Raw genomic sequence first — 25611 nt, forward strand, 5'->3', positions numbered from 1 at the left:
TTGAACGTGGTGGTCGTTAGATGGTTTCGTCGGGGGTTGTGGTGGTGCGGCGCTCGCTGACCGAGCCATTTGCGCCGTCTGTTCCGTTGTGCACGGTGGTAACAGAGGTGCGCTTACGCATCATTAGTACAAGCCCGATGATGAAAGTTACAGCTCCCGCGGCCATCAGGATGTAGCCGATGAGGTCAATGTTGACGCCTTCGACTTGGAAATCGAGCGCGAAAGTAAGAATCGCGCCGATCACGACAAGGACAATTCCGGTTCCAATACTCATGAGCCCAATTTTAGCGCGCCTGATCCAGCGCGCAATCAGGTTACGTTCAGGAAAGGCATAGCGAGCCCGCATCCGGCCCTCCAAAGCTGCTGCCTCGACGCCGCGAGTAGCCCCGCAGCGGTACTGTATTTACATGCCTTCTCAGATCAAGCTTGCAGTCATTCCCGGTGATGGTATTGGGCCAGAAGTTGTGGCCGAGGCCCTCAAGGTTCTGAAGGCAACCGGTGTGGATGTCGCACCCACCGAGTTTCCCTTTGGTGCGGCTCACTACCTTGAGTCGGGCACCATTCTTGAAGACTCCGACATTGCTGAGCTCGCGAAGCACGATGCGATCCTTCTGGGCGCTGTCGGGGGAGACCCGCGCGATCCTCGCCTCACGGGCGGCATCATCGAGCGCGGCCTGTTGCTGAAGCTGCGTTTTGCGCTTGATCACCACGTGAACCTCCGCCCAACCAAGATTTTCCCTGGCGTGACGTCACCGCTGGCCAACCCCGGCGAGGTCGACTTTGTTGTCGTGCGGGAGGGCACCGAGGGCCCCTACGTGGGCAATGGTGGGCGCATCCGCACCGGCACACCGCACGAGATTGCCACTGAGGTGTCGATTAATACGACGTTCGGTGTTGAGCGCGTTGTTCGGTTCGCTTTCGCGCAGGCGATGGGTCGCGACCGCAAGAAGGTCACGCTCGTGCACAAGACCAATGTGCTCGTGCACGCGGGTGGTTTGTGGCAGACGACGGTTGACCGGGTGGCGGCCGAGTTCCCCGAGGTTGACGTCGATTACATGCATGTCGACGCGGCGACGATTTACCTGGTCACAAATCCGAGTAGATTTGACGTTATCGTCACCGACAACCTTTTCGGCGACATCCTTACAGACCTCGCAGCAGCCATCAGCGGCGGCATTGGTTTGGCCGCCTCCGGCAATCTGAACCCGAGCGGGGAATTCCCCTCCATGTTCGAGCCGGTTCATGGCTCAGCGCCCGACATTGCGGGCAAACAACTCGCTGATCCCACGGCGGCAATCCTGTCGATTGCATTGCTGCTGTCACAGTTCGGCGAATCGGATGCCGCGGCCCGCGTCACTGCGGCCGTTGAAGCCGATCTCAGCACCCGTGGCGACACGGCACGGTCCACGTCTGAGATTGGCAGTGCAATTGCCGACGCTGTAGCGCAGAATTAACCCACCGCCATTATGGCTGTACGTCATTAAGGACATTTGATGAAGAATCTGCTGGCTGATCGCCCCCTCACTTTCATGGTGAAGAAGAACCAAGAACCTCGCTCGGTCGAAGAGCGCGACGCGATTCTGGCTAACCCCGGCTTCGGCGTGAACTTCACCGACCACATGGTCGACGTGTGTTGGTCAGAGATGGGCGGGTGGCACCGGCCGCGCGTGCAGCCGTATGGCCCCATCCAGCTCGACCCTTCTGCAGCGGTCTTGCACTACGGTCAAGAGATTTTCGAAGGCCTTAAGGCGTTCCGGCACGAAGATGGTTCCATTTGGTCGTTCCGCCCCGAGGCGAACGGTGCGCGCTTGCAGCGTTCCGCGCGCCGCATGGCGCTGCCCGAACTGCCTATTCCCGCCTTTATCGACTCGCTCAAGCAGCTCATCGCGGTTGATGCTGACTGGGTGCCGAGCGCTCCGGAGACGAGCCTTTACTTGCGCCCCTTCATGTTCGCGAAAGAAGCATTCCTCGGTGTGCGCGCGGCCAAGAAGGTCAACTACTACGTGATCGCGAGCCCTGCTGGCGCCTACTTCACCGGTGGCGTCGCTCCGGTGTCGATCTGGATTTCCACGAACTTCACGCGCGCAGGCAAGGGCGGTACCGGGGCGGCCAAGACGGGCGGCAACTACGCCTCGTCGCTCATCGCGCAGCAAGAAGCTGCAGATCAGGGCTGCGCCCAGGTTTTGTTCCTGGATGCCGAAGAGGGCAAGTACATCGAAGAGCTCGGTGGCATGAACGTTGTTCTCGTCAAGAAAGACGGAACCCTCGTTACGCCGCACTCCGAGTCAATTCTTGAGGGCATCACGCGTGACTCGGTGCTTCAGCTTGCCGAAGACCGCGGTCACAAGGTTGAGCGTCGCCGCGTCACTCTCGAAGAGTGGCGCGAAGGCGTTGCCTCGGGTGATATCACCGAGGTGTTCGCGTGTGGCACCGCCGCAGTGATCACGCCTATTGCTCTGCTCAAGGGTGACGGTATTGAGATTGGGTCGGCGGATGCTCCCGCCGGCGAACTGACGATGTCGCTGCGCGAAGAGCTCACCGACATCCAATATGGCCGTCGCGAAGACAAGCACGGCTGGATGATGAGGCTTGACGCATGAAGGTAGCTCGGTTCAGTGCTGGCACGGGAGCCCGCTACGGGATCATCGATGGCGACGACATTGTTGTGCTGACGGGTGACCCGATGTTCAACGGTTTCGAGACCACCGATGAGCGTTTGCCGCTCGCGGACATCAAGCTGCTGGCACCGGTTATCCCGCGCTCGAAGGTGGTGGCGTTCGGTCGCAACTATGCCGAGCACGCGAAGGAACTCGGCAACGAGGTTCCGGATGCTCCCATGATGTTCATCAAGCCGAACACGTCTGTCGTGGGCCCCGGCGATGCGATCATGTTGCCTCCGCAGTCGGACGAGGTCGCGTTCGAGGGTGAGCTTGCCGTCATCATCGGCAGCATTGCCAAGAACGTCGCTGAAGCCGATGTCGACAGTGTGATCTTCGGCTACACGATTGCCAACGACGTCACGGCTCGCGACCTGCAGAAGTCTGATGGCCAGTGGTCACGCGCCAAGGGCTTCGACACGTTCTGCCCGCTTGGGCCGGTAATTGAGACCGAGTTCGAGGTGGGCTCGCAGAGCATCCGCACCACGGTGAATGGTGACCTCAAGCAAGACGGCACCGTCGACCAGATGATTCATTCTGTTGCTGCGCAGATCGTCTACGCTTCGGCCGCATTCACGCTGTTGCCCGGTGACATTATTCTCACGGGCACGCCTGCCGGTGTTGGCCCGCTCGTGCACGGCGACACTGTCGACATCACGATCGAGGGCATTGGCACGCTGAGCAACCCGGTTCGTTCTATCGCCAAGTAGGCGCTGCCGCAGAACCGCCTGCAGAGGGCGGTTCTGCGGCTTAGAATGGTGGCAATGTCTGCTCCATTTTCTACTGCAACCGCTTCCGACGTTCGCGTTCGGTTTTGTCCGTCACCTACCGGTACGCCCCACGTTGGGCTGATCCGCACTGCCCTGTTCAACTGGGCCTATGCGCGTCACACCGGCGGCAAGATGGTGTTCCGTATTGAAGATACGGATGCCGCTCGCGACAGCGAAGAGAGCTATCTGCAGCTTCTCGACGCCATGCGCTGGTTGGGGCTTGACTGGGATGAGGGCGTGGAGACCGGTGGGCCGAACGAGCCTTACCGTCAGTCGCAGCGCACCGATATCTACCTTGAGGTCATCGAGAAGCTGAAGGCGTCCGGTCACCTCTACGAGTCATTTGCGACGGGTGAAGAGATCGAGGCCCGCAACGTGGCGAACGGTCGCGACCCCAAGCAGGGCTACGACAACTTTGAGCGCGACCTCACCGCTGAGCAGATCGCCGCATTCAAAGAAGAGGGCCGCAAGCCGGCTTTGCGTTTGCGCGTGCCCGACTCTGACCTCAGCTTCGACGACCTAGTTCGTGGCGACATCACGTTCCCCGCTGGTTCGTTCTCTGACTTCGTTGTGGTGCGCCCGAACGGTGCTCCGCTCTACACGTTCGTGAACCCGGTGGATGACGCGCTCATGGGCATCACGCACGTGCTGCGCGGTGAAGACCTGCTCTCGAGCACACCTCGCCAGATCGCCCTCTACACGGCACTCATCGAGATCGGCCTCACCGACGCCATCCCGCGCTTCGGTCACCTTCCTTACGTGATGGGTGAGGGCAACAAGAAGCTCTCCAAGCGCGACCCCGAGTCGAACCTGTTCTTGCACCGCGACCGCGGTTTCATCCCCGAGGGGCTCATCAACTACCTCTCGCTGCTGGGCTGGTCGCTTGCTCCCGACCGCGACGTGTTCTCGATCGACGAGCTCATCGCCGCCTTCGACGTAGAGAACGTGAACCCGAACCCGGCCCGTTTCGACGTGAAGAAGGCAGAGTCGCTGAATGGCGACCACATCCGTCTGCTTTCGGCGGAAGAGTTCGCCGGCCGTCTCGTGCCGTACCTCGTTGCCGCTGACGTCATTTCGGCTGAGCCGACCGAGGCTGAGCTCGCGACACTGGCTGCTGCCGCACCTCTCGTGCAGGAGCGCATGCAGTTGCTGGGCGATGCTCCCGCACTGTTGCAGTTCTTGTTCACGGCGGATGCCGATCTCACCGTCGACGCCGATGCGATGCCGAAGGCCGAAGGCCCCGAAGTTCTGGATGCCGCGATCGCCGTGCTGACTGATCTTGAGACGTGGACGCACGATGCCATCGAGGCCGCCCTGCGCGCCGAGCTCATCGAAGTGAAAGAGATGAAGCCGCGTATCGCGTTTGGCCCGTTGCGTAGTGCGATCGCTGGTCGCCGCATCAGCCCGCCGCTCTTCGAGTCGATGGAACTGTTGGGCAAGGAATCGTCACTGGTTCGCCTGAAGGCGTTGCGCGCCCAGCTATGAGTGAGCAGTTCGACTGGGATGTTGTCATTGTCGGCGGCGGACCGGCCGGACTGAGTGCTGCCCTGAATCTGGCGCGGGCACGTCGTCGCACTCTCGTGCTCGATAGCAATCGCCCCCGCAATTCGGCGACGTTCCACTCTCACGGCTTTTTGAGCCGCGATGGTATTTCTCCTCTCGAGCTTCGCAAGATGGGCCGGGAGGAGCTTGAGCAGTATCCGAACGTGTCGTTCGAGCGCACGATTGTGGAGGGTATCGAGCCTCTGGTCGCTGCTGATGGTGCGGATGCCGCTAGCGCTCCTGGGGCCGCCCCTGCGACCGTCGGCGCCGGCTTCACGGTGACGTATCGCGGGGGAGCGGTCACGACCCGCACCGTGCTGATCGCGACCGGGTTGCGCGAGGTTCTGCCGAAGTTGCCAATGCTGCGCGCGTTCTATGGCACGAGCATCCATTCGTGCATGGAGTGTGACGGTTACGAGTATGCGGATAAGCCGATTGCCTTGATCGGACACACGGATGACCTGGCGGAGCGGGCGCTGCTGCTTTCGCAGTGGAGCCGCGATCTGATTGTCTTCACGCAGGGCATTGGTCAGGTGAGTGACGCTGATGAGGCGATGCTCGCGGAGCGTGGTGTTCGCGTGGATCGTCGTGAGGTGGCGGATGTCGCGGGTGACCGTGATGGCCTGAACGGTGTTGTGCTTGCCGACGGCGAGACGATCCCGCGTGAAGCGGCATTTGTGCGCCCCGACTATGAGACGGTGCTCGACTTTGCGGCGGGCCTGCAGCTCGCACTCGACGCGGAGGGCCTGATCGTCGTGGACGCTGCCGGCCGCACCAGCACGGCGGGAGCCTATGCGATTGGTGACGCCACCCCGCCCGGCCCCCAGCAACTCATCGTGGCCGCGGGCGACGGCGCTGAGGTTGCCGCGGTTATCAACCGCGACTTGCTCTAGGGGTTACTTCGCCGCGCGACCACGGGTCAGCAGCATGGTGACGAGGCACGCCGCGAACATCACGGCGGTGACGGGGGCCCAGACGGCGCGTTCGACGGCGCTTGGCGTGATGAGATTCAGGATGACGCCCACACCCGCATAGGTGGTGGTGATCCAGGCGAGCACGGCGATGAGCCGGCGTGGAGCGAATCTCAGGGGACCGCGTTCGGTGCGAGCAAGCATTGCTGCCGCCATAACGAGAACGAGGGCGGCAGAGACGCCCGCAAAGATGCGGCCCTGAGTGGGGAGCGTGCCTTTGTTCGCCCCGCCTTGGGTGTATTCGCCGAGGGGCGCTCCGAGCACAACGGCGAGTTGGAAGAGTGCGACGAGGGTGAAGAGCACGGCAGCGATGGTGGCGCCGATGCGCGCAGCGCGGTGGATGACGTTGGTGTTCTTGTTCATCGGGTGGACTCCTTGTGGTCGGCGAGTTGGGCACGAAGTTCATCGAGCCACGTGATCTCGGCCCGCGCGTGGGCTCGTCCCGATTCGAGCGTTGCGTATTGCAGCTGAATGGCGAGAGTGGCTTTCGAGGGTTTGTGGGGTGTGCTCGATGCGAGAGCGTCGAGTGTGGTGAGAAGTTCCACGGCAGCGGAGCGACGTTGGTCGAGCAGTTCGATAACGCCAGTGGTGCCGAGTGACGCGGCGAAGAACAGCCGCAAGAGAAAAGGTTCGCGGGAGTTGTCTGGCTCAAGGGGCGAGGCCAGCCACGCCTCCAATGCTTCGCGGCCTGGTTCGAGCAGCGTGTACAGGCGGCGGTCGGGTCGGGTTGCCTGCTCGACGGTGGTGCTTTCAACAAGGCCGTTGGCTTCGGCGCGGTGGAGGGTGCGGTAGAGCTGCGACTGATCGGCTGGCCAGAAGTGTGCGGCAGTTGTCGAGAATGCTTTGCCGAGTTCATAGCCCGTCATGGGCTGAATCGCGACGAAACCGAGCACAGCGTGGAGGAGGGACATGCTCTGAATATAGGACAAGTCCTATATGGCGTCAAGGAGTGAACCACAACCCGCTCAGGATGCGCTAAAGTAGTAAATCGGTTCGGCTGCGGCTGAATCCTGTGGGGTATGGTGTAATTGGCAACACGGAAGATTCTGATTCTTTTGTTCTTGGTTCGAGTCCAGGTACCCCAGCAAAACATCTAGGGAAAAACTCCCACCCAGCCCGGCTCACGCCGGGCTTTTTCTTTGCCGGTGCCGTGCGGGCGGACTGCGGAGTGCGCCTCGCTGCTCACCCGCACTGGGGGGCGGTGATTGTCTGCGGCTCCTGCCAATATGTGAAACATGAAGAAAATTACAATTATTGCCGCTCTTGGTGCCGTTCTGGTTTTGAGCGGATGTGCGGCTGGGGCGACTGGCCCGGCGGATCTAACCGGAGATTGGAAGCAGAGCAATTCCGCCAGCACGGATGCGTACCAGCAAGCGAAAATCTCCGATGACGAAATCACGATCGAATGGGTTTCGGATGGAGGGGACACGGTCTCGACCTATTGGGTGGGAACGTTTGAAGCCCCCGTCGACGGTGGCGAACCCTACACCTGGACCTCTGAACGAAACGAAGAGGCGACTGATTCTGCGCTACTTGCGTCAACGGCAGACAGTAAGGAATTCACTTACGAAGGTGGCGTGGTCAGCTACGAAGTCTCAGCTCTCGGCACAACGACGATCGTCGATCTGAAGAAGAACTAGTTTGATCGAGTGGGTGCTCCGGCTGAGTGATGAGGCGGTCGGGGCGCTTCATGCTTTAGAACTTTCGCGCGACGCGGTCAGTTCGTTCCTATTTGCGACGCTCTGACAAAACGGTCGATAAGGCAGCATTGCGCTCCTCGAGCAGCCTCTGCATGTAGCGGCGGAGGAACAGTTTCTCGGCGAGACGCCCGAGTGGCCCGAAGGGGGCCGCGAAGGTGAGGCGGTCCTGCATGTGGGTGCGGCCGTCGATCTCTTCGAAGAGATGCTCGTGGTGGTAGGCGGCGAAAGGGCCGCGGACTTGTTCATCCGCAAACCGGTGCGGAGCATCCACGTCAAAGATTCGGATCGTCAACCGCAGCGGCAGGCCGAAGTGGCGTGCCGACCAGGTGACGACATCGCCCTCGACGAACTGGCCAGTCGCGCGACCCGCGATGACCTTTTCGCGGTGGTGCGTCATCGAATCGAGGTGCAGATTCACGCTCAGTGACAGTGCGCACACCTCAGCGATCGGGGCATCGAATACGGTATCGAGCACGATCAACTGGGTCATAAGTTGAGCATACGTTCACCAACGCGAGTCTGGAGGGTGCGGTTCTCATCGCTGGTGCCGATTCAACAGATCTCGCAGGTCGCTTCATTCTGGAAAGAAAACTATCGCGCAGCGACGTGGGGCCGAGTACGATCAGCGCAGTGATTCAGCACGACCAAGGGAGTTGAAGTGAGCAGTACGTCCCGCCTTCGTCCACCGGTCTCAACGCCAATCGGCGTCCCTGTTGTTGTCTAGAAGAGAGGCGTACCGCAGGGGAGTGCGGAAATTAGGCTTCGGGGTCGCCAGTATTTCTCTAGTGATTGGCCTGAGCGCCTGTGCTGGGGTGCCCCCGCGGTACGACAGCGTCATCGGGATGACGCTCCTCGACGCCACGCCATTGCTCCCGGGTGACCTCTACATCTACGACCTATCGACACCGCTTCTCGATGTCGAGCCCAGCTATGACGGCGGTGAGCCTGCGGGGCGTTGGGTGATCGTGGCACAGTGCCCTGACATCAACGCCGGGGCAATCGGCATAGTCCCGATCGACGACTACGCGGGTGATATCAAAACCACCGCCGAGGATCAGGGATGGAACTACACGCTGCTGGAGTGTGCTGAGTAGGCAGTGCGGGGGAGTCGTCGGCTCACGGCCTAATCGCGGCGGTTAATTTACATAGCCGGGCTATGTATAGTGGAGGAATGCCAACTTCGCTTCTCTCCCTGCTGGGCGACCTCGTATCGGTCAACCAGCGCCTCACGCGATTAGCCGCGCGCGCCACCGGCAGTTCCGAATCGCCCGCAGTGTGGCGCACCCTCAGCGTGCTCAACTCCGGCGGGCCCATGCGCCTGGGCGAACTTGCCGAACTCAGCCGCGTCGCCCAGCCGACCGCCACGAAGCTCGTCAGCAACCTCACCGAACGTGGGTGGGTCAACCGCCTCGCCGATCCGGATGACGCCCGCGCCTCCCAGATCGCCGTCACCACCGCCGGTGCGGATGCCCTCATCGCCTGGCGCGACGAACTCGCCGGAGCCATGCTCCCGCTCTTCGCCGACCTCGACACCGACGACGTGGCCGTGCTGCGCCGCGCCGTCGAAATCATCGGCCAACGAGCGGATGCCGCAGCCGACCTCGCACCGGGCGCCCCCGTCACCGCACCACCAGAAGGACAATCATGACCCGCGCCACCAGCAGCATCCTGCACCAACCGCGCGCCGTCTGGGCGGTAGCCTTCGCCTCCGTGATCGCCTTCATGGGCATCGGCCTTGTGGATCCGATCCTTCCCGCCATCGCCCAAGACCTGCAGGCGACAGCCACGGAAACCGAGATGCTCTTCACGAGCTACTTGCTCATCACGGGTCTCGCCATGTTCTTCACGAGCTGGATCTCGAGCCGCATTGGCGCCAAACGTACCCTCCTCATCGGCCTCGCCCTCGTCGTGCTGTTCGCCTTCGCCGCAGGCTTGTCGGGCAACGTCGAATGGGTTATCGGCTTCCGCGCCGGCTGGGGGCTCGGTAATGCCCTCTTCATTTCGACGGCTCTCGCGACCATCGTGGGCGCGGCATCCGGAGGCACGAGCTCGGCGATCATCCTCTACGAAGCAGCCCTCGGCCTGGGCATCGCGATCGGGCCACTCCTCGGCGGACTCCTCGGCGGCATCAGCTGGCGCGGCCCGTTCTTCGGCACCGCAACCCTCATGGCCATCGGCTTTATCGGCATCGTGACCGTCATGAAAACGGATGCTGCGCGCCCCACCCCAACGCCGCTCTCAGCGCCCTTCCGCGCCCTAGCCAACCCCGCGCTCGGAGTGCTCGCCGCCGCAGCGCTGTTCTACAACATCGCGTTCTTCGTGCTGCTCGCGTACACGCCGTTCGCCCTGGTTCCGCTCGGCTTTGGCAGTGCCATGACCCTCGGCTTCATCTTCTTCGGCTGGGGGCTCTCGCTCGCTGTCACCTCCGTGTGGGTCGCGCCGCTGCTCACGCACCGCCTGCCACGCACCCTTGTGCTCCGGCTCGTGCTGCCTCTGCTCGCTCTCGACCTCGTGGCGGCCGCGCTCTTCATCGGCTCCGGCCCCGGCCTCATCGTGTGTGTCGTCGTCGGCGGAATGCTGCTCGGCGTGCTCAACACCGTGCTCACCGAATGCGTCATGGAAGCCACCGACCTGCCACGCTCGGTGGCGTCATCCGCCTACTCCGGCGTGCGCTTCCTTGGGGGAGCCATCGCCCCACCCGCCGCCACCATTCTCGCCGCCGCTATTTCACCGGCAACCCCGTTCTACGCCGCAGCAGGCTCCGTGCTCGTCGCCACCCTCATCGTGATCCTCGGGCGCACACGCCTACGGAAAGCGGATGGCGCAGAGATCAGCATCACCGAAGAAGCCGAAGTCATCGCGGCTGGCGACCGCTAACGGTGCCAGCCGTTTCACTCACGACCTCCTCCGGGCAACGAAAAGCCGCCCACGCCCAGTAACCAGCTGGAGGGTGGGCGGCTTCTTTTCGCTCGCGAGTGTGTCGGCGACTGTTCGGGTCTAGCGTCGCCGGCTGCTCGGGTCTAGAGAGGCTTGCGGTAACGCAGCAGCTTGCCGATGAGCTTCTGCAGCACGGGGTAGAGCAACACGATGATCGTGAGAATCATCAGCGCGGCGCTCATCGGGCGGGTCAAGAACTGCGTAAGGTCCCACTCTGTCTTGATCACACTCTGCATGAAGTTCTTTTCCACAATCGGCCCAAGAACCAACCCGAGCACGACCGGGGCGAGCGGGAACTTCGCCTGTTCCAGCAGATAGCCGAGGATGCCGAAGATCAGCATGATGCCGACCTCGAGCAGGCCATTGTTGATCGAGAACGAACCCACAACACAGAACGCCACGATGATGGGCATCAGCACCGAGTTAGGCACACGAAGCAGCATTCCGCTGCCACGGATGGCGAGGTAGCCGAGCGGGATCATCAAGATATTCGCCGCAATGAATACGATGAAAATCGAGTACAACAATGGCGCTTGACTATCGAACAGCGACGGCCCCGGCTGTACGCCCTTGACGAGCAGCACACCGAGAAGAATCGCGGTGATCGTGTCTCCGGGGATGCCGAATACGAGTGTCGGAATATAGGCAGAGCCGACCCCGGCATTGTTGGCAGAACTCGCACCAACAATGGGTTGGATGTGCCCCTTACCGCTACCGAAGTTCTTGCCCTCTTTCGAGCCGTTCTTGGTAACCGCGTAGGCCACCCACGCCGCGATGTCTCCGCCAGCGCCCGGCAACGTGCCAATCGCGCTGCCGATGACATTGCCGCCGACTGCTGTCTTCTTGTAGTTCCACAGAGTGCTTGCGGCATTGCGCAGCAGACCCTTCGACTCGATCCGAACCGGGAGCGCTGCCGGGGGAGGGCTGATGACGTTGCGCAGCACCTGCGACAAGCCGAACAGGCCGATCATTGCCGGGATGAAGTTGATGCCACCCAGCAAGTCGCTGCTGCCGAACGTGAAGCGGGGGAAGCCCACCGAGATGTCCAGACCAATGGTCGACACGAAGAGCCCGATGAGCAGCGCGATGGTGCCCTTGACTTGAGAACCGCGAGAAATAATAACCGCGGCGGTCAGGCCCAGAATCGCGACCCAGAAGTACTCGTACGACGTAAAAAGCAGCGCCACCTTGGCAAGCTGTGGTGCAGCGAAAATCAGCACTAACCCACCGAAGATTCCGCCGGTCGCCGATGCCAGCAGGCCGACTCCGAGCGCGAGAGCGCCCCGGCCGTTCTGGGTCAAGCGGTAGGAATCTTCGACGTAGGCCGCACTCGCCGGTGTGCCCGGCATCCGCACCAAAGCCGACGGGATGTCACCCGCGAAGATCGCCATCACCGACATGGTGATGATCGACGCAATTGCGGGAAGCGGGTCGAGGAAGAATGCGAAGGGCACGAGAAGCGCGGCGGCCAGCGTGGCGGTGAGGCCAGGAATGGAACCAATGAAGATGCCGTAGACGCCAGCGGCGAGCACGACGAGGAGCAGTTCCCAACTCGCCACCATGCTGAGCGCCTGGGAGAGATTGTCGATCATGTTCTAACCCCAGAATCCGAGTGGAAGCGGCACGAGAAGCACCTTATTGAAGATCAACCAAACAACGAGCGTGGTGAGCACGCCGGCCGTAATGGCGACCCACCATTTCGTGCCGAGTCGGAAAATCAGGCCGACCGTCATCACACTGACGGTCGTGAGAAAGCCGAGGAAGTCAACGGCGAGAAGATAGAAGATCACCGCACCGATGATGAGCCCGGCATTGATCCACCTGCTCCAGATGACAGCTTCGCCCTTTTCTTTCACCGGCCGAACAGTCTTGCGATCTTTGAACCATCGCCCCAGAAGCAGCAGCCCCATGAGGATCATGAGCCCGCCAATAATGCCGGGGAAGAGCGAGGGGCCGAGCTCTCCGCTCGGCAGGGTGGGGTAATCGCGAACGGCGAGAAGGATGGCCGAGCCGAAAACAACTACGACCACGCCACTGGCGAGGTCGTAGCTGTTTTCGGGCTTGCCCACCGACTCCTCTACCTCCGGAGCGGTGTCGAAAGTCATCCGGTCAGTCCTGCTGCTTCCATGATGGTTCCCTTTGCCTTGTCTTCGTTGACGATGAACTCAGTAAACGCGGCTGTGTCCTTGCCGTCAACGCCGAATCCGGCAGTCGTCATGAATTCGACGTACTCGTCGCTCGCCACGATGTCAGCAACCTGGCATTCGAGTTCAGCAACGATGTCTTCGTCCATTCCAGCGGGGCCAGAAACGCCGCGCCAGGAACCCATCGAGAAGTCGATTCCGACCTCCTTGAGGGTCGGAACGTCGGGGTAGTTCGGGTCGCGCTCTTCGCCCATAATGGCGAGCGGGCGAGCTTCGCCGGCACCGATCATCGTGGCGTTCTCAGCGAGGCTGGCGAATGTAACATCAATACCGCCAGCAGCGAGCTCTTGAAGGGCGGGGGCGGAACCAGCGCTCGGTACCCAACGGATGTCGTTGACATCCATGCCGGCCTCGAGCAACATTCCGGCGCGAGCCAGGTCCCAAATTCCACCAATTGCTGTGCCAGAACCGACGATGTCGCCGGGGTTAGCGCGGGCATCATCCAGAAGGTCTTCGATCGTGTCCCACGGGGCGTCAGCGGCAACCGTGATGCCCGAGGGGTCAGAGTTGACCTGAGCGATCGGGGTGATGTCTTCATAGCTGAGGTCGGTGAGACCCTGCCAGTGCATCATGGTGATTTCCACCGTGGTCATACCGATAACGGAGCCGTCGGCGTTGCCGTTAGCGATGGCCGTGTGACCGATAACGCCACCACCGCCATCACGGTTGACGACGTTGACGGGAACTCCCAAACGGTCAGACAACTGAATTCCGACGAAGCGAGAGACGCTGTCGGTGCCTCCGCCGGCAGCCCACGGCACGATGAATTCGATCGCACCACTCGGGTACGTCGACGAAATGTCACACGCATCACCCGAACTGCCCGCAGCAGAATCAGTAGAAGTTTCGCCGGACTGCGCACAGCCACTGACGAGAAGTCCCGCGGAGACGGCTATGGCGAGTCCCGAAACCCTGACGCGACGCGAAGGCTTGTGCAAGAGCCCGCTAGAGGCGATTTTTGACATCGACATTGATATCCAACCAATCATTGTTGTTAATTCACGTTCATGCTTGTGAACGCCGAAGATACCACAGTTGGCAGGGTGCTGTCTTTAGTGCTGCAAAAACTCATCCTCAGAGAAGTGCCACAACGAGTTCACATCTGTAAACTCCGGACTATGCAACACCAGACAGCGGCGTCACCAGCCCATTCCGTCAAGTCGGCCGATCGCGCATTGGCGATCGTCGACTTGGTCGCAGCCAAGGGCTATGTGAGCTTCACCGAGATCGTTACCGCGCTCGCGCTGCCGCGATCTAGCGCCCACGGCCTGCTCAACACGCTGCACTCTGCGGGCTGGCTTGAGCACGACACCTCAACCCGGCAGTATTCGTTGGGGCTGCGTGCCTGGCATGTCGGCCAGATGTACACCGGTCACAACCAGATCGCTAACGCAGCACGGCCGGTGCTCGATGACCTAGCATCCGATCTCGGAGAAACCGTTCAGCTGCTTCGCCTCGATGGTGCAGAAAGCGCATATTTCGCTATCAGCCAGCATTCCAGTGAGGGAATGCGGTTCGGTTCGTCGGTCGGGATGAAGCTCCCCGCCCATGCAACAGCGCCAGGCACGGCGCTGTTGAGCAGCCTCGATCCCACAGAAGTGAAGCGCCGGCTTGTTGCCGCTCCTGCGCCGTTGTTGGTCAACAAGGTGGCCGTCGAGGTGCCCGTTCTTCTTGCCCGCATTGCCGAAGTGAAGGCGCGGGGCTACGCCCTGGACGATGAGGCTTACCTCGCAGGCTCCCGCAGCGTTGCTGTGCCGCTCACGAGCGCGACCGGCGGAATCACTACGGCGATCTCCATCACGATGTCGGCGACGCGCACGAGTGATCTCTGGCCGACGGATGTGCTGCGGGCGCTGGTGGCAGCAGCGCACGAAGTGCGGGTGCAGCTCGGCGCTCGCGAGCCCGAGATTGTGGTTCCGGCGCTGGGGTAGTCACGGCGCTCTCGCCCCACGACCGCACTTGAGATCTTGGTATACCAGTATACTAACTCCGGATGTCGGCCTAATGGAGGGTTTTGAGAATGCACACCAATTCAGCGAATCGCAGTGAGATCGATGAGCAAGCGGCGGCGCACCTCGCCCCGTTAAGCCCCGAAGCGACCCTCGCACTCAGTCGAGTGAGCACCGCAACGATCACCACTCAGTTGATGTCTCGTGGGCTGCGCAACACCTACCTCGAGGGGCTCGAATTCTCGAACCCCGAGCGCCAGCGTCTGCTCGGAGAAGCATTCACGATGCGGTGCATCCCCGCCAGAGAAGACATCGATGTGCCGTCGATCTTTCAGGACTACGACCATCCGCAACGGATCGGTGTCGAGTCGGTCGAACCTGGGCAAGTGCTCGTCATTGATGCTCGCGGCAAGAAGCGGGCGGCATCCATTGGGCACATTCTCGCGACGCGCCTGAAGATGCGAGGAGCAAGCGGAATCGTCAGCGACGGCTCGTTCCGCGACATGGTCGGTTTCGAAGAACTAGACCTGCCGACGTTTTCTGCCGGGGCATCGCCGACAACCAACCTGGCGCAGCACCACGTTGTGGACTTTCAGATCCCGATCGCGTGCGCTGAAGTCGCCATCTATCCGGGCGACATCATGGTGGGCGATCGCGATGGAGTGGTCTGCATCCCGCGTCACCTCGCCGAGTCTGTGGCGCACGACGCTCTCGAACAGGAAGAGCTCGAAGAATTCATCCTGTCGAAAGTTGAAGCGGGAAGCCCGCTGCGCGGAACATATCCGCCCAACGAAGAACTGCTGAAGAGCTACAGCGAACTGCTGCCCAACTAATCGTGAGTCCGCTACAGCCCGAGCTCACGCTTGGTTACACGCTCGATGGAGGCACCAATGTGTTCTTTCATCAGACGCGCTGCCGTCGTCGCATCCCCGCTGCTCGCTGCGGCGTAGATCGCCTCGTGTTCGCTCGCTTCAATCTCGCGTCGCGGCCAGTTCTCCCAGAGCACTCCAGCAACGGCCAACGCCGTGAGATCCTGCAAACGGTCGAGCGAATTGACGATGAACTCGTTCTCGCTATTGGCATACATTCCGCGATGAAAGCGACGGTTGGCGAGCGCGGTCGCCGCGTTGTCGTTGGCGGCGGCGAAAATGCGAGCGTCAGCCAGCGCCTGACCAGCGACAGTGAACTCACGACCGCTTCGCGCAGCATCCATAATGGCCCACGGTTCGAGCAAGACACGCTCTTCATAAATGTGGCGGATGTCAGTGAACCCCAGTCGTCGAACCGAAATGCGGCGGGCCTGAACATCCAGCAGTCCCGATCGCTCGAGCACAATCAGCGCTTCACGCACGGGAGTTTTCGAGACCCCCAACTGCTCAGCAATCTTTCGCTCGACAAGAACCTGACCCGGTTCCAACGCTCCAGAAACGATCGCCGACCGCAGTGCATCGATGATCTGATCCGTGCGCGTGGGAGTGTCCGCCTGGGGCGGCAGCGGGGACGGAAAAGTGGCGTCGAGCGACTGGGTCATGGAGGTCAGCCTAAACGACCACACGCTCTGCCTCGCAAATGCGACACCAGAACGGCCGCGCACTTCACACCCCACCGCCCCTCATCCTTGGGAGAATCATGCTGACAACGACCAACCCCGCAACCGGGATTACGAACGAAACCGACATTGAACAGACATCACCGGCAGGGACTGCCGCGCGGGCCGCATCCGCGCAGCTAGCGTTTGACACGGTGCGGGGGAGCACTCGTGACTGGCGGGCCGGGCTGTTGGAGGCACTCGCCGACGGTTTAGAACGTCACCGCCCAGCGCTCGTCGCCACAGCCAATGACGAAACCGGTCTCGGCGAGGCGCGGTTGAATGGTGAACTCAGTCGTTCGCAATTTCAATTTCGACTGTTTGCTGAAGCTCTTCGTGAAGGCAGCTACCTTGAGGCCACGATTGACCACGCCGGGGAAACCCCGCTAGGGGCTGCGCCTGAGCTGCGCCGGATGCTGCTGCCCATTGGGCCAGTAGCGGTCTTCGGATCGAGCAACTTTCCGTTCGCGTTCTCCGTTGTGGGCGGTGACACGGCATCGGCGCTCGCGGCGGGCAACAGCGTCGTCATCAAAGCGCACAGTTCGCATCCGCTCACCTCGCGGTTGTCGTTCAGCACGCTCGCTGACGCGGCTTCGGCCTACGGTGCTCCGGAGGGCATCCTTGGCATTGTGTATGGCACCGAGTCGGGGCGTGTTCTCGTGGCCGACCCGCACATCGCTGCCGTCGGATTCACCGGATCGCTCGGAGCAGGCGAAGCGCTGCTGGCAATCATCAGCACGCGCCCCAACCCGATTCCGTTCTACGGAGAACTCAGCAGCCTGAACCCGCTTATCGTGACGCCGGCGGCAGCAACCGAGCGCACGACGCAGATCGCTGAAGGGCTGTTCGGATCCTTCACCCTGGGGGCCGGTCAGTTCTGCACCAAGCCGGGCGTCGCCTTCGTGCCGCGGGGTGCGAGCGGAGACGCGATCCTCGAAGATCTGCGATCGCGCACCGCCGCGGCTGGTGGAATGGTGCTGCTCAACGAACGCATTTCGCATTCGCTGACCGACATCCTCGGAAGAATCACGAATGATGGTGGCGCGAACGTACTCGCGGTCGGCTCGTTGGCTGGCGCGGGCATCCTCGCGGCGCCCACGCTGCTGGAGATCGATGCTGCAGACTTCACTGAAGCAACCGCCGAGGAAGCCTTCGGGCCCGTGCTCGTTGTCGCTCGCTTCGACTCGCTTGAGCAGATCTTCCACGCCGTCGATGCCATGCCCGGTTCGCTCACCGCCACTATTCACCACGGCGATGATGAACCGGATGTCGTACGCCAACTTTCTGATCGGATTGCGCCGACAGTCGGTCGACTCGTTTTCAACGGCTTTCCTACCGGAGTGCGAGTGTCGTGGGCGCAACACCACGGCGGAAACTGGCCGTCCACAAACTCCCAACACAGCTCGGTCGGTGTCAGCGCTATCCGTCGTTTTCTCCGCCCGATCGCTTTTCAGGATGCGCCGGCAGCAGTGCTCCCCGAAGAGTTGCGGGAGGAGTTCTCCTCAATCCCGCGTCGTATTGACGGTGTGCTCATTCTTCCGGCCCGTGCCGCGACCAGCAAAAAGGTGATCGTGTAGCCTCGACTCGTTGGTATACCAAGCCTGACCATCCCCGATTTTTAGTACCTGTTTTTCATCGCTCAACCAGAAAGAGGCACCATGCAGCTCAACCTCACCGGCCGCAAAGCCCTAGTCACCGGCGCAGGACAAGGAATTGGCGCGGCAATCGCGCTCGGTCTCGCCCAAGCCGGCGCAGATGTCGTCGTCCACTACGCCAAGAGCAAGGATGCCGCTGCCGACGTCGTGGCCCAGATCGTGGCACTCGGCCGCACTTCGGTCGCGGTGCAAGGTGACCTCACCGACTCTGCCCAAGCAACATCCGTCGTGGATGCCGCTGCGCAAGCGCTTGGTGGTCTCGACATCATCGTGAACAACGCCGGAAACCTCGTCGGGCGTCACACGATCGCCGAGATGAGCGACGAGCACTGGCACCAGGTGATGGATGTCAACGCCACGAGCGGGTTCTTCGTCTCTCGCGCGGCGATCCCGTACCTGACGCAGTCGAGCGCCGGCCGCGTCATCATGATGTCGTCGCTCGCCTCCGAAAATGGTGGTGGCGCCGGTGCTGTTGCCTACGCGACGGCGAAGTCCGCCATCGTCGGCTTCACGCGAGGTCTCGCCAAGGAGCTTGCCGCGTCGAACATCACCGTCAATGCTCTCGCGCCCGGGTTCATCGGTGACACCCCGTTCCACAACAACTTCACGCCCAGCAGTGCGCAGCCGGGAATCATTGCCGGGGTGCCGTTGGGCCGCGCGGGAACAGTGGAAGACGTCGCTGGCGTCACTGCCTTCTTGGCCTCTGACCTGTCGTCGTACGTGACGGGGCAGGTTCTCGACATTAACGGCGGGTTGAACTTCCGCTAGCCAGCAATTCCGCGTCCGCTCACGAGAGCGCTACCCCTTGAGGGGGATGACCGCGATCTTGCCCTTAGCGCCCGCCACCACGAGAACGTTGCTGGCCTCGATACCGTCGAGGGCGGCAACGATTTCGGCGATGCCCGGTTCAAGCGGCGAAGCAGTCGCGCGCTGAAGAACCGTCACGCGGGCTCCGGTTGCAGCGCGCACGGCATCCACGAGTTCGGCGTTGTCGTGGGAGGCTACGAGTGTGACGCGACCGATGCGACGAACGACTTCTTCAGTGACGTTGGAGGCGCGGTCTCGTTGCCAAATCGCGAAATGGTAGGCGGCAACGAGGAGGGTGGCCGTGAGCAGCCCGAGGGCTTGACGCGAACGCTCCACGAAGCTTTCACCACTGCCACCATCGAGCAAGAACGAGAACAGCTGAAAGCCGATCACGAGCAACGTGATGAGTGCCACGAGTGCGCTGAGGCCGAAAATGATCACGAGATAGATGCGCCGACCGGGAGTCGCCACGCGCTCAGGAGCTGACGCGTGCAGCGGGCGCCAGGCTCTCCACCAGAAGACTCCACCCACGAGCAGGCCACTGAGACCACCCAATAGCAGGCTGCGGATGTTGCCCTCAATAATCGAATTGCTGGATGTTGCGAGCAACGCATTTACCGTCACGCCGACGCCAGTCGCGGCCACCGCAAGGGACACACCAGAGCTAGCGAACCCGACCGCGGAGCGGACTCCCCGAGAGCGTGCTCCGAAAATGCGAGCGTGATAAGTGAAGACAACGATGCCAACCGCGGCAGCCGAAAACGCGCTGCCGAGAGGACTCAGAGTGACCGAGAGTGGTTCTGGCACGCGCGCGAGCAGCGAGAGAATCACCCACAGCACAACGGCGGTGCCCACAACGTAGGCCGCAATCGAGGCGATGCCCGAAATGAACACCAGCAAGACGTTGGCGAAGCCGTGCGATTGCGAACGCACTCCGGCGCGGAACCAATGCCACCACCACAACAGCGCGCCGCCGGCTGCCCAGACGAGCGCTTGCAACACCAGCTGCCACAGCGGGTCTGTCACGAAAACGCTTCCCACGAACGCATCAATCGCGGCATCAATGATGCGGGCGACAGCCACCGCTAGTCCGCCAGCAAGATAAATGAGGCCCAACAGCGATGCGATTGCCGGTGCAGCACCGGCTAGGCGGGTGGGCGCTTTGAGCGGATGCCGCCACATCCAGTAGTGCCAGGCCCACACCAAACCCCACACGATCCCCACGGCAAGGCCGGAGGGTCGCCAGCCGTTGACGATCGCATCGGACGCCCAGGAGAACAACGAGATGGTTGCGACCAGGAGCGCGACCGTTGACATCACGACGAGATATACCGGCCAGAGAATGGATGCTCGATCTCGCGCCATTGCCGAATCGCGCCACGTCAACCACCACAGCCCCGCCGCGAGAGGTCCAGCGACGAGGGCGGAGGCGAGTGATGTCGCCAAGCCGTAGTTATCGAAACTCACCTCGACACGGCCAGCACTGAACAGTCGGTCGAGCAGGCCGCTGAGGCCGCTCGCCGCAATAATGACGGTCGCCGCTAGCAACCCGTAGGTGATGACTCGGCGCACAGTTTGCACGCCACCGACCGCTGGCGTCGCTGCCACTGAGGGTGGGGGAGTTGTTGTGCGTGAGGTGGTCATTCGCCGAGTCCTTGGTTGTAGCAGAGGGTGAGGTCCCACGGGGCTGACTCAATCCGCCATGAGCGGTCTTCGAGAACGAGGGTGAACACTTCTTCTGACACGTAGCCGGAGCCACCGAAATCGCCACTGCCGCGTTCCATCGACACCCGCACCACGGCGGTGTCGTCGTTGATGGTTGACGAGATGACGGTCATCCTCAGGCCTTGAAAGGTGCTCGGATCGGCCGGGTCGCAATTCTCACGCAGCTCGGCGGACAACAGGTCGCGCGCCGTCGCGAAGTCGCTATCCACAATCGCGAGCGAATAAGACTGCACAACGCCTTCGGGCGTTGCCGGATCGAGTACCGCTGGGCCGCCGCGGGTGAACACCACAACGAGCGCAATCACCACGATGGCGGCGATGACGGAAAGGATCGCGATGAGCGTGCGATCGGGGCGTGCGGCGGTTGGTTCCATGACGCCAGCATGCGCTAAAAATGCCGCTTAGTCCATGAGTTAAAGTGTTTCGGATCACGTCGCTCGGTGGTGCCCACTGCTCTGGCGATTCCGAGGGCTGCTACGTTTCATCCATGTCAGTAGCAGTCGAGTCATTTTATGTCGGCGGCGTGAAGTCGGGCGCCTTACTGCGGCGCGTGAACGCGGACCACATCACCACGCTGCTGGCATTTCAGAGTCCCGACGGGCCGCTCATCCAGCTTGAGCAAACGACGTGGTTCGCGCGATCTCCTCTGGAATGGACCAAATTCTGTTTCACTGATCATTCCGCCGGAGTCGAGACCGAGAGCACCCGCGAAAAATGGGTGGCGAGCCAAGGAAGCACGCTCACGGCTGAGTTCCGCGCAGCGATCCCCAGCTATCTTGCGCACGTGCTCCTTGCTTCCTTTCTTCAGACAGGTGCGGAGAGCCGTGACTTCAGTCAGTTCGCAGAGGGAACGCCCAACGTTGTCGTCGCTGCGCGGTTCGTTCGCGGCGCGACCGAGGAGATTCTGGTGGGAAGCAACTCAACCGCGGCGCAGAAAGTGTTACTTGAGTTAGCGGGTCACGCGACGAATACCTTCTGGGTTGATGGGCAGAGCATCCTCAAGTCGGATTGGAATGGGGCCGAGTCGTATCCGGCGCCCACCCTTGATGATGCGCTTGACGGTCTCAGCACGCCCATCGTCGAGATTGTGACCGCGTTCGCGCACGCCATCGCCGAATAGATCAGGCGGTTGGCTTGCCGCGCATCTCGAGCGCGATCTGTGAGGCGTCGAGATTCGCCAGGGCATTCTCCAGCAGGTCGGCATCGAAGATGCCGTTATCGCGTGCGTCAAGCAGAGCCGTGCGCTGAGCGTCAATGACCGCCAGTCGGTGGCGTTTCTCGTCATCGAAATCAGCGTCCAGCGGAGCGTAGGCGTTATCGCTATCAACGACAGCACCATTGACATCCAGCCGCGGCGGGATAGTGCTCGCGCTTGCTTTCAGGAGGGCAAAGAGGCGGGTTCGTTCTTCCCGTTCTCGCTCAGCGACCGCGACCTTATCGACCTTCGGTGAGATCCGTCGTACGACGGTGCCGATCGTTCCACCTTGGACGAGCAGCGACATCGCAGCCACCGCAAACGCAATCAAAATGAGGGTCGAACGCTGAGGAGTGTCAGAGGGCAACGTCTGAGCCGCAGCCACCGTGATCGCGCCGCGCATGCCAGCCCACACCACCGTGGTGCCCTCGCGCCAACCCAAGGGTTCACGCCGAAAATACTCAATATCGGCCAGCGACCGAGTGACCAGACCGGTCACGCGTTGAAGATAGCGCTCCGATCGTGCCGGATTGTGTTTACTGCCGCGCTCTGCCGCATCCTGAATGTCCTTCGGTGCATTCAGCCGCTCTTGCACCACCTGCATTCGCGACTTCATAGACTCATGTCGCTTCGCACGGCGCGCTAAGAACGCGAGAAGGGGAGCGACATACGCTGCACGCACCACGACTGTGATCACGAGAGCCCCGGCCGCGATCAGCACCGCGTTCCTTATTCCTGCATCATCGTTTTCGACATCCGTCAGAATGGCCGAAATCTGAAGGCCCATCATCAAGAAAATCGCGCCCTCAAGAACGAGCTCGATCATGCGCCAGTTCTGGGTGTCCGAAAGCCGATTCTGGGGCGAGAACAATCGTGGTGCCCGGATGCCGGTCACAATTCCTGCAACAACAGCGGCGACCAGTCCCGAGGCACCCAATAACTCGGCAGGAACCGACGCAATAAAGGGGACCGTGAACGAGATCGCCGTGTTGACGGTGGGATCGGTGATGCGTTTGCGAACAACAAGGTTCAGCCAACCAACCGCACCACCAATGACGAGGGCGATCAGTACCGAATAGGAGAAGGAGCCAACTGCACCCCAAAAGGAGAACGTGGCTGCTGTTGCCACAATCGCGGCCCGCAGCAGCGCGAGCGCAGTCGCATCGTTCAGCAAGCTTTCGCCATCGAGCATGGCAACAACCCGCTTCGAGACTGGTGTCTTCTTGATGATGGATGCCGCAACGGCATCCGTGGGGCTCACGATGGCGCCCAACGCAACACCCCACGCGAACCCGAGCCCTGGAATTACGAGCATGAAGAACACGCCAAGGATGAGCGCAGTGCCCACAACTAGCGCCACCGACAGTCCGCCGATGGCCCCAAACTCCCGCCGGAAGTTCATGGTCGGCAAGGACACCGCCGCCGAATACAGCAGCGGTGGAAGGATGCCTTGAAGAATTAGTTCAGGATCGATCTGCACCGAGTCGAATGCCGGCACGAGACTTGCTGCAACGCCAATGGCAACGAGAACGAGGGGTGAAGCGACTCCGAAACGAGGGCCGAGCAGCGTCGCAGAGGCAATCACAATGAGCGCGACCACGATCACGATAAGCAGTTCGGTCATTTGCTGAGCCTTTCAGGGAAATTTATCGAAAAGCTGATAGCCGGAGAGGACTGATGCTGTCTCAGCGCGAGGGCGAGAATGGATAGACTCGCACCGACGAGTTTGCCTAGGCGTTAGGTGGCTCTTGCACCTTGGCCAAGGAGGTCCACTATGAGAAGAAAACTACTCTCCGCCGCTGTTTGCGGTTCCACCCTATTGCTTGCACTCACCGCCTGCAGCGCTCCTGCAGATTCGGGATCGACCGCCGGTGGCGAGTTGACCGGAACCGGTACTGGCGCAGAATGCGTCATCGATTCTGCAATTCCCATTGGTGCTTCGTTTAGCCTCACCGGTGCTGCTGCACAGTACGGTGCTGGGCAGAAGAATGCACTCGAACTTGCGGTCAAGACTCTCAACGAGGTTGGCGGCGTCACGTACGACCTCACTGTCGAGGACGACGCGACCGACCCGAAGGAAGCCATCCAGGTCTTCGATAGCTTCATTAGCGCTGGCGCTAGTGTCATCATCGGCCCGACGCTGTCGAACACGGCAAAGCAAACAGACCCGATCGCGCAGGACGCTGGCGTTCCCGTGCTCGGTGTGTCTAACACTGCAGCGGGCATCACCGAAATCGGTGACTACATTTTCCGCGACTCCCTCACTGAAGATGCCGTCATCCCGCAGACCGTCAAGGCTGCTGTTGACAGTCTCGGTGTGCAGAAGGTCGTCGTCATGTACGCCAACGACGATGCGTTCACCGAATCTGGCTACCAAGCGTTCGCTGCGGCTCTCGAGAACCAAAACGTTGAGGTCGCTGAAACTCTCACCTTCTCCAAGTCTGACACTGACTTCCGCGCCCTGCTCAACAAGGCAAAGCAGTCTGATGCCGACGCGATCATCGTTTCTGGTCTCATCGATGCTGCAGTGCCGCTCGTGACCCAGGCCCGTGAAATCGGCATCGACACCCCGATCATTGGTGGAAACGGCTTCAACTCGCCCGCACTCATCGAAGGTGCTGGCGATGCTGCAGAAGGCGTCATCGTGGGAGCCGCGTGGAACTCTGCGTCAGACAACGAGCAGAACGTGAAGTTCATTGATGACTACACCGCCGCCTACAGCTCAGCTCCCGACCAGTTCGCCGCTCAGGCGTACGCCGGAATGCAGATCATCGACCAGGCAGTCCGTTCAGAATGCTCGGGCGAGCGTGACGGTATCAAGGCTGGCCTTGGCACAATCACGGATGTTCCTACCGTTCTCGGTAATGTGACTCTGAACGCGAACCGCGACGCTGAACATGACGCTCTCGTGCAGATCGTTCAGGACGGCCAGTTCGTCATTCTGAACTAGCGTCACCGCACCGCACCGCCAAATACATGCAGACTGCGTGCCGCCTTCGGGCGGCACGCAGTCACAGAGCAGGGACACCACCAATGCAACTCTTTCTGGACGGGATATTTCTCGGCTCGATCTACGCGTTATTCGCGATCGGGTTCACCCTGGTATTTGGCATTCTTGACCGGCTGAACCTGGCCCATGCGGCGGTGTTCACCGCCGGCGCCTTGGTCGGTATCGAGATCGTCACGGTCTTCGGGGTCCCGATCTGGCTGCTCATCCCCATCGTGCTGGTGGTAGGCGCGATCCTGGGCATTGCTATCGAGCGCATCGCTTTTAGGCCGCTCGCCGGTCGCCACGATGCGCACTTCGCGGGGCTCATCTCTTCGATTGCGTTCGGCGCGATCATCCTCTCTCTCTTGCAGGCGCTGTACGGGGCCGATACCCGTCGTTTTCCCGCGGATGCCTTTCCCACTACGCGCGTGGAAATCTTCGGCGCGACAGTGTCCCTGCTTCAAGTCGTCATCCTCATCATCAGCGTCTCGCTCATGGTCGTTCTCACCTGGCTCGTGGCCAAATCCAAGCTGGGTCGAGGAATGCGCACGATCGCCGAGAACCCGCACGCCGCCGCCGTGCTTGGGCTTAACGTGGGTCGCATCAGCAGCACAACCTTCGCGCTCTCGTCTGCACTCGGTGCGGTTGCCGGTGTGTTGTTCACCCTGAACGTGAATGCTGCATCCCTCGGCATCGGCCATGCCGTTGAACTCAAGGCCCTCGCGGTGATCATTGTCGGCGGAATGGGATCCCTGCCGGGAGCGCTCGTTGGTGGTCTGATCCTCGGTCTGGCCGAAGTGCTTGCCGTCAACTACATCGGCAGCTCGTGGCGAGACATGGTGGCGTTCGGTCTTCTGTTCCTCATCCTCATACTTCGACCGCAGGGCCTCTTCGGCGCTCGCAAGACGCGGGAGGTCTAATC

Annotated in this window: 27 protein-coding genes and 1 tRNA gene; 17 read left to right on the forward strand and 11 right to left on the reverse strand. The window is 61.4% G+C overall.

The genetic code is table 11. The annotated features are described in order from the left end of the window. Window positions 1-16: 16 nt before the first annotated feature. The gene (locus I6E51_RS05420) at window positions 17-274 is read right to left on the reverse strand and encodes a DUF6458 family protein (RefSeq protein WP_197106139.1); all 258 of its coding nucleotides are present in this window, start codon (window positions 272-274) and stop codon (window positions 17-19) included. 133 nt (window positions 275-407) lie between these two features. Here I6E51_RS05420 and I6E51_RS05425 point away from each other — a divergent pair, with 133 nt between their 5' ends. The 5 genes from I6E51_RS05425 to I6E51_RS05445 are packed head-to-tail and all read left to right on the forward strand — an operon-like array spanning window position 408 to window position 5862. Beyond that, window positions 408-1454 carry a 3-isopropylmalate dehydrogenase gene (locus tag I6E51_RS05425; RefSeq protein WP_197109637.1) on the forward strand — a complete coding sequence of 349 codons (1047 nt, stop codon included), beginning with the start codon at window positions 408-410 and terminating at the stop codon, window positions 1452-1454. Window positions 1455-1493: 39 nt separating this feature from the next. Further along, complete coding sequence (locus I6E51_RS05430) at window positions 1494-2600, forward strand: branched-chain amino acid aminotransferase (protein ID WP_197106137.1); 1107 nt, start codon at window positions 1494-1496, stop codon at window positions 2598-2600. Beyond that, complete coding sequence (locus I6E51_RS05435; protein ID WP_197109638.1) at window positions 2597-3367, forward strand: fumarylacetoacetate hydrolase family protein; 771 nt, start codon at window positions 2597-2599, stop codon at window positions 3365-3367. The genes I6E51_RS05430 and I6E51_RS05435 overlap by 4 nt, the downstream gene beginning before the upstream one ends. A 45-nt stretch (window positions 3368-3412) precedes the next feature. Further along, a complete protein-coding gene (gene gltX / locus I6E51_RS05440; protein ID WP_197109639.1) occupies window positions 3413-4912 on the forward strand; it encodes a glutamate--tRNA ligase in 1500 nt (499 codons plus the stop codon). Further along, a complete protein-coding gene (locus tag I6E51_RS05445) occupies window positions 4909-5862 on the forward strand; it encodes an NAD(P)/FAD-dependent oxidoreductase (protein WP_197109640.1) in 954 nt (317 codons plus the stop codon). Before gltX ends, I6E51_RS05445 begins: the two co-directional genes overlap by 4 nt. Window positions 5863-5865: 3 nt before the next feature. Here the strand turns inward: I6E51_RS05445 and I6E51_RS05450 are convergent, their stop codons facing one another. Beyond that, a complete protein-coding gene (locus I6E51_RS05450; RefSeq protein ID WP_197109641.1) occupies window positions 5866-6303 on the reverse strand; it encodes a hypothetical protein in 438 nt (145 codons plus the stop codon). Further along, window positions 6300-6851 (reverse strand): PadR family transcriptional regulator, encoded by a 552-nt coding sequence (locus tag I6E51_RS05455; protein ID WP_197109642.1) that lies wholly within the window; start codon window positions 6849-6851, stop codon window positions 6300-6302. Before I6E51_RS05455 ends, I6E51_RS05450 begins: the two co-directional genes overlap by 4 nt. 102 nt (window positions 6852-6953) lie before the next feature. Between I6E51_RS05455 and I6E51_RS05460 the strand changes: the two genes are divergently transcribed. Together I6E51_RS05460 and I6E51_RS05465 are read left to right on the forward strand one after the other, a co-directional pair. Continuing rightward, window positions 6954-7025 (forward strand) — tRNA-Gln (locus tag I6E51_RS05460). Window positions 7026-7175: 150 nt separating this feature from the next. Next, window positions 7176-7580: a lipoprotein gene (locus tag I6E51_RS05465; RefSeq protein ID WP_197109643.1), complete on the forward strand. Its 405-nt coding sequence runs from the start codon at window positions 7176-7178 to the stop codon at window positions 7578-7580. An 88-nt stretch (window positions 7581-7668) separates the two neighbouring features. Here I6E51_RS05465 and I6E51_RS05470 read toward each other — a convergent pair whose 3' ends face one another. After that, entirely contained in the window at window positions 7669-8130 is a 462-nt protein-coding gene (locus I6E51_RS05470; protein ID WP_197109644.1) for an SRPBCC family protein, read from the reverse strand. Window positions 8131-8425: 295 nt separating this feature from the next. Here I6E51_RS05470 and I6E51_RS05475 point away from each other — a divergent pair, with 295 nt between their 5' ends. From I6E51_RS05475 to I6E51_RS05485, 3 genes are all read left to right on the forward strand, one after another. Next, the gene (locus I6E51_RS05475; protein ID WP_197109645.1) at window positions 8426-8734 is read left to right on the forward strand and encodes a hypothetical protein; all 309 of its coding nucleotides are present in this window, start codon (window positions 8426-8428) and stop codon (window positions 8732-8734) included. A gap of 77 nt (window positions 8735-8811) precedes the next feature. After that, the gene (locus I6E51_RS05480) at window positions 8812-9288 is read left to right on the forward strand and encodes a MarR family winged helix-turn-helix transcriptional regulator (RefSeq protein ID WP_197109646.1); all 477 of its coding nucleotides are present in this window, start codon (window positions 8812-8814) and stop codon (window positions 9286-9288) included. Further along, window positions 9285-10517 carry an MFS transporter gene (locus tag I6E51_RS05485; protein WP_197109647.1) on the forward strand — a complete coding sequence of 411 codons (1233 nt, stop codon included), beginning with the start codon at window positions 9285-9287 and terminating at the stop codon, window positions 10515-10517. The genes I6E51_RS05480 and I6E51_RS05485 overlap by 4 nt, the downstream gene beginning before the upstream one ends. 143 nt (window positions 10518-10660) lie before the next feature. Here I6E51_RS05485 and I6E51_RS05490 read toward each other — a convergent pair whose 3' ends face one another. Genes I6E51_RS05490 through I6E51_RS05500 form a run of 3 tightly spaced genes read right to left on the reverse strand, consistent with a single transcriptional unit; the run spans window position 10661 to window position 13752 of the window. Then, window positions 10661-12169, reverse strand: coding sequence for a tripartite tricarboxylate transporter permease (locus I6E51_RS05490; protein ID WP_197109648.1), 1509 nt, complete (start codon window positions 12167-12169; stop codon window positions 10661-10663). A 3-nt stretch (window positions 12170-12172) separates the two neighbouring features. After that, window positions 12173-12682, reverse strand: coding sequence for a tripartite tricarboxylate transporter TctB family protein (locus tag I6E51_RS05495; protein WP_197109649.1), 510 nt, complete (start codon window positions 12680-12682; stop codon window positions 12173-12175). Continuing rightward, window positions 12679-13752: a tripartite tricarboxylate transporter substrate binding protein gene (locus I6E51_RS05500; protein WP_197106124.1), complete on the reverse strand. Its 1074-nt coding sequence runs from the start codon at window positions 13750-13752 to the stop codon at window positions 12679-12681. Before I6E51_RS05500 ends, I6E51_RS05495 begins: the two co-directional genes overlap by 4 nt. Before the next feature lie 147 nt (window positions 13753-13899). Here I6E51_RS05500 and I6E51_RS05505 point away from each other — a divergent pair, with 147 nt between their 5' ends. Together I6E51_RS05505 and I6E51_RS05510 are read left to right on the forward strand one after the other, a co-directional pair. Further along, window positions 13900-14712, forward strand: coding sequence for an IclR family transcriptional regulator (locus tag I6E51_RS05505; protein ID WP_197109650.1), 813 nt, complete (start codon window positions 13900-13902; stop codon window positions 14710-14712). Window positions 14713-14801: 89 nt separating this feature from the next. Beyond that, window positions 14802-15563, forward strand: a complete 762-nt coding sequence (locus I6E51_RS05510) for a ribonuclease activity regulator RraA (RefSeq protein WP_197106122.1) — start codon at window positions 14802-14804, stop codon at window positions 15561-15563. Window positions 15564-15574: 11 nt separating this feature from the next. Here I6E51_RS05510 and I6E51_RS05515 read toward each other — a convergent pair whose 3' ends face one another. Continuing rightward, window positions 15575-16261 carry a GntR family transcriptional regulator gene (locus I6E51_RS05515; RefSeq protein WP_197106121.1) on the reverse strand — a complete coding sequence of 229 codons (687 nt, stop codon included), beginning with the start codon at window positions 16259-16261 and terminating at the stop codon, window positions 15575-15577. 98 nt (window positions 16262-16359) lie between these two features. On the opposite strand from I6E51_RS05515, the gene I6E51_RS05520 reads away from it, so the two are divergent. Then, window positions 16360-17895: an aldehyde dehydrogenase (NADP(+)) gene (locus tag I6E51_RS05520; RefSeq protein WP_197109651.1), complete on the forward strand. Its 1536-nt coding sequence runs from the start codon at window positions 16360-16362 to the stop codon at window positions 17893-17895. An 81-nt stretch (window positions 17896-17976) separates the two neighbouring features. Next, complete coding sequence (locus I6E51_RS05525; protein ID WP_197106119.1) at window positions 17977-18741, forward strand: SDR family NAD(P)-dependent oxidoreductase; 765 nt, start codon at window positions 17977-17979, stop codon at window positions 18739-18741. A 30-nt stretch (window positions 18742-18771) separates the two neighbouring features. On the opposite strand, the gene I6E51_RS05530 is transcribed toward I6E51_RS05525, so the two are convergent. Together I6E51_RS05530 and I6E51_RS05535 are read right to left on the reverse strand one after the other, a co-directional pair. Then, window positions 18772-20424 carry a DUF5671 domain-containing protein gene (locus tag I6E51_RS05530; RefSeq protein ID WP_197106118.1) on the reverse strand — a complete coding sequence of 551 codons (1653 nt, stop codon included), beginning with the start codon at window positions 20422-20424 and terminating at the stop codon, window positions 18772-18774. After that, window positions 20421-20879 carry a hypothetical protein gene (locus I6E51_RS05535; protein ID WP_197106117.1) on the reverse strand — a complete coding sequence of 153 codons (459 nt, stop codon included), beginning with the start codon at window positions 20877-20879 and terminating at the stop codon, window positions 20421-20423. The genes I6E51_RS05530 and I6E51_RS05535 overlap by 4 nt, the downstream gene beginning before the upstream one ends. A gap of 113 nt (window positions 20880-20992) precedes the next feature. Between I6E51_RS05535 and I6E51_RS05540 the strand changes: the two genes are divergently transcribed. Beyond that, entirely contained in the window at window positions 20993-21625 is a 633-nt protein-coding gene (locus I6E51_RS05540) for a hypothetical protein (protein WP_197109652.1), read from the forward strand. Between the two features lies 1 nt (window position 21626). On the opposite strand, the gene I6E51_RS05545 is transcribed toward I6E51_RS05540, so the two are convergent. Continuing rightward, window positions 21627-23324, reverse strand: a complete 1698-nt coding sequence (locus I6E51_RS05545) for a sodium:proton antiporter (RefSeq protein WP_197109653.1) — start codon at window positions 23322-23324, stop codon at window positions 21627-21629. 150 nt (window positions 23325-23474) lie between these two features. On the opposite strand from I6E51_RS05545, the gene I6E51_RS05550 reads away from it, so the two are divergent. Together I6E51_RS05550 and I6E51_RS05555 are read left to right on the forward strand one after the other, a co-directional pair. Further along, window positions 23475-24650 (forward strand): ABC transporter substrate-binding protein, encoded by a 1176-nt coding sequence (locus tag I6E51_RS05550; RefSeq protein ID WP_197109654.1) that lies wholly within the window; start codon window positions 23475-23477, stop codon window positions 24648-24650. An 83-nt stretch (window positions 24651-24733) separates the two neighbouring features. Continuing rightward, complete coding sequence (locus I6E51_RS05555; protein ID WP_197106114.1) at window positions 24734-25609, forward strand: branched-chain amino acid ABC transporter permease; 876 nt, start codon at window positions 24734-24736, stop codon at window positions 25607-25609. Window positions 25610-25611: the final 2 nt, after the last annotated feature.

This window comes from Salinibacterium sp. NSLL17 (genome assembly GCF_015864935.1).
Taxonomy (GTDB): domain Bacteria; phylum Actinomycetota; class Actinomycetes; order Actinomycetales; family Microbacteriaceae; genus Rhodoglobus.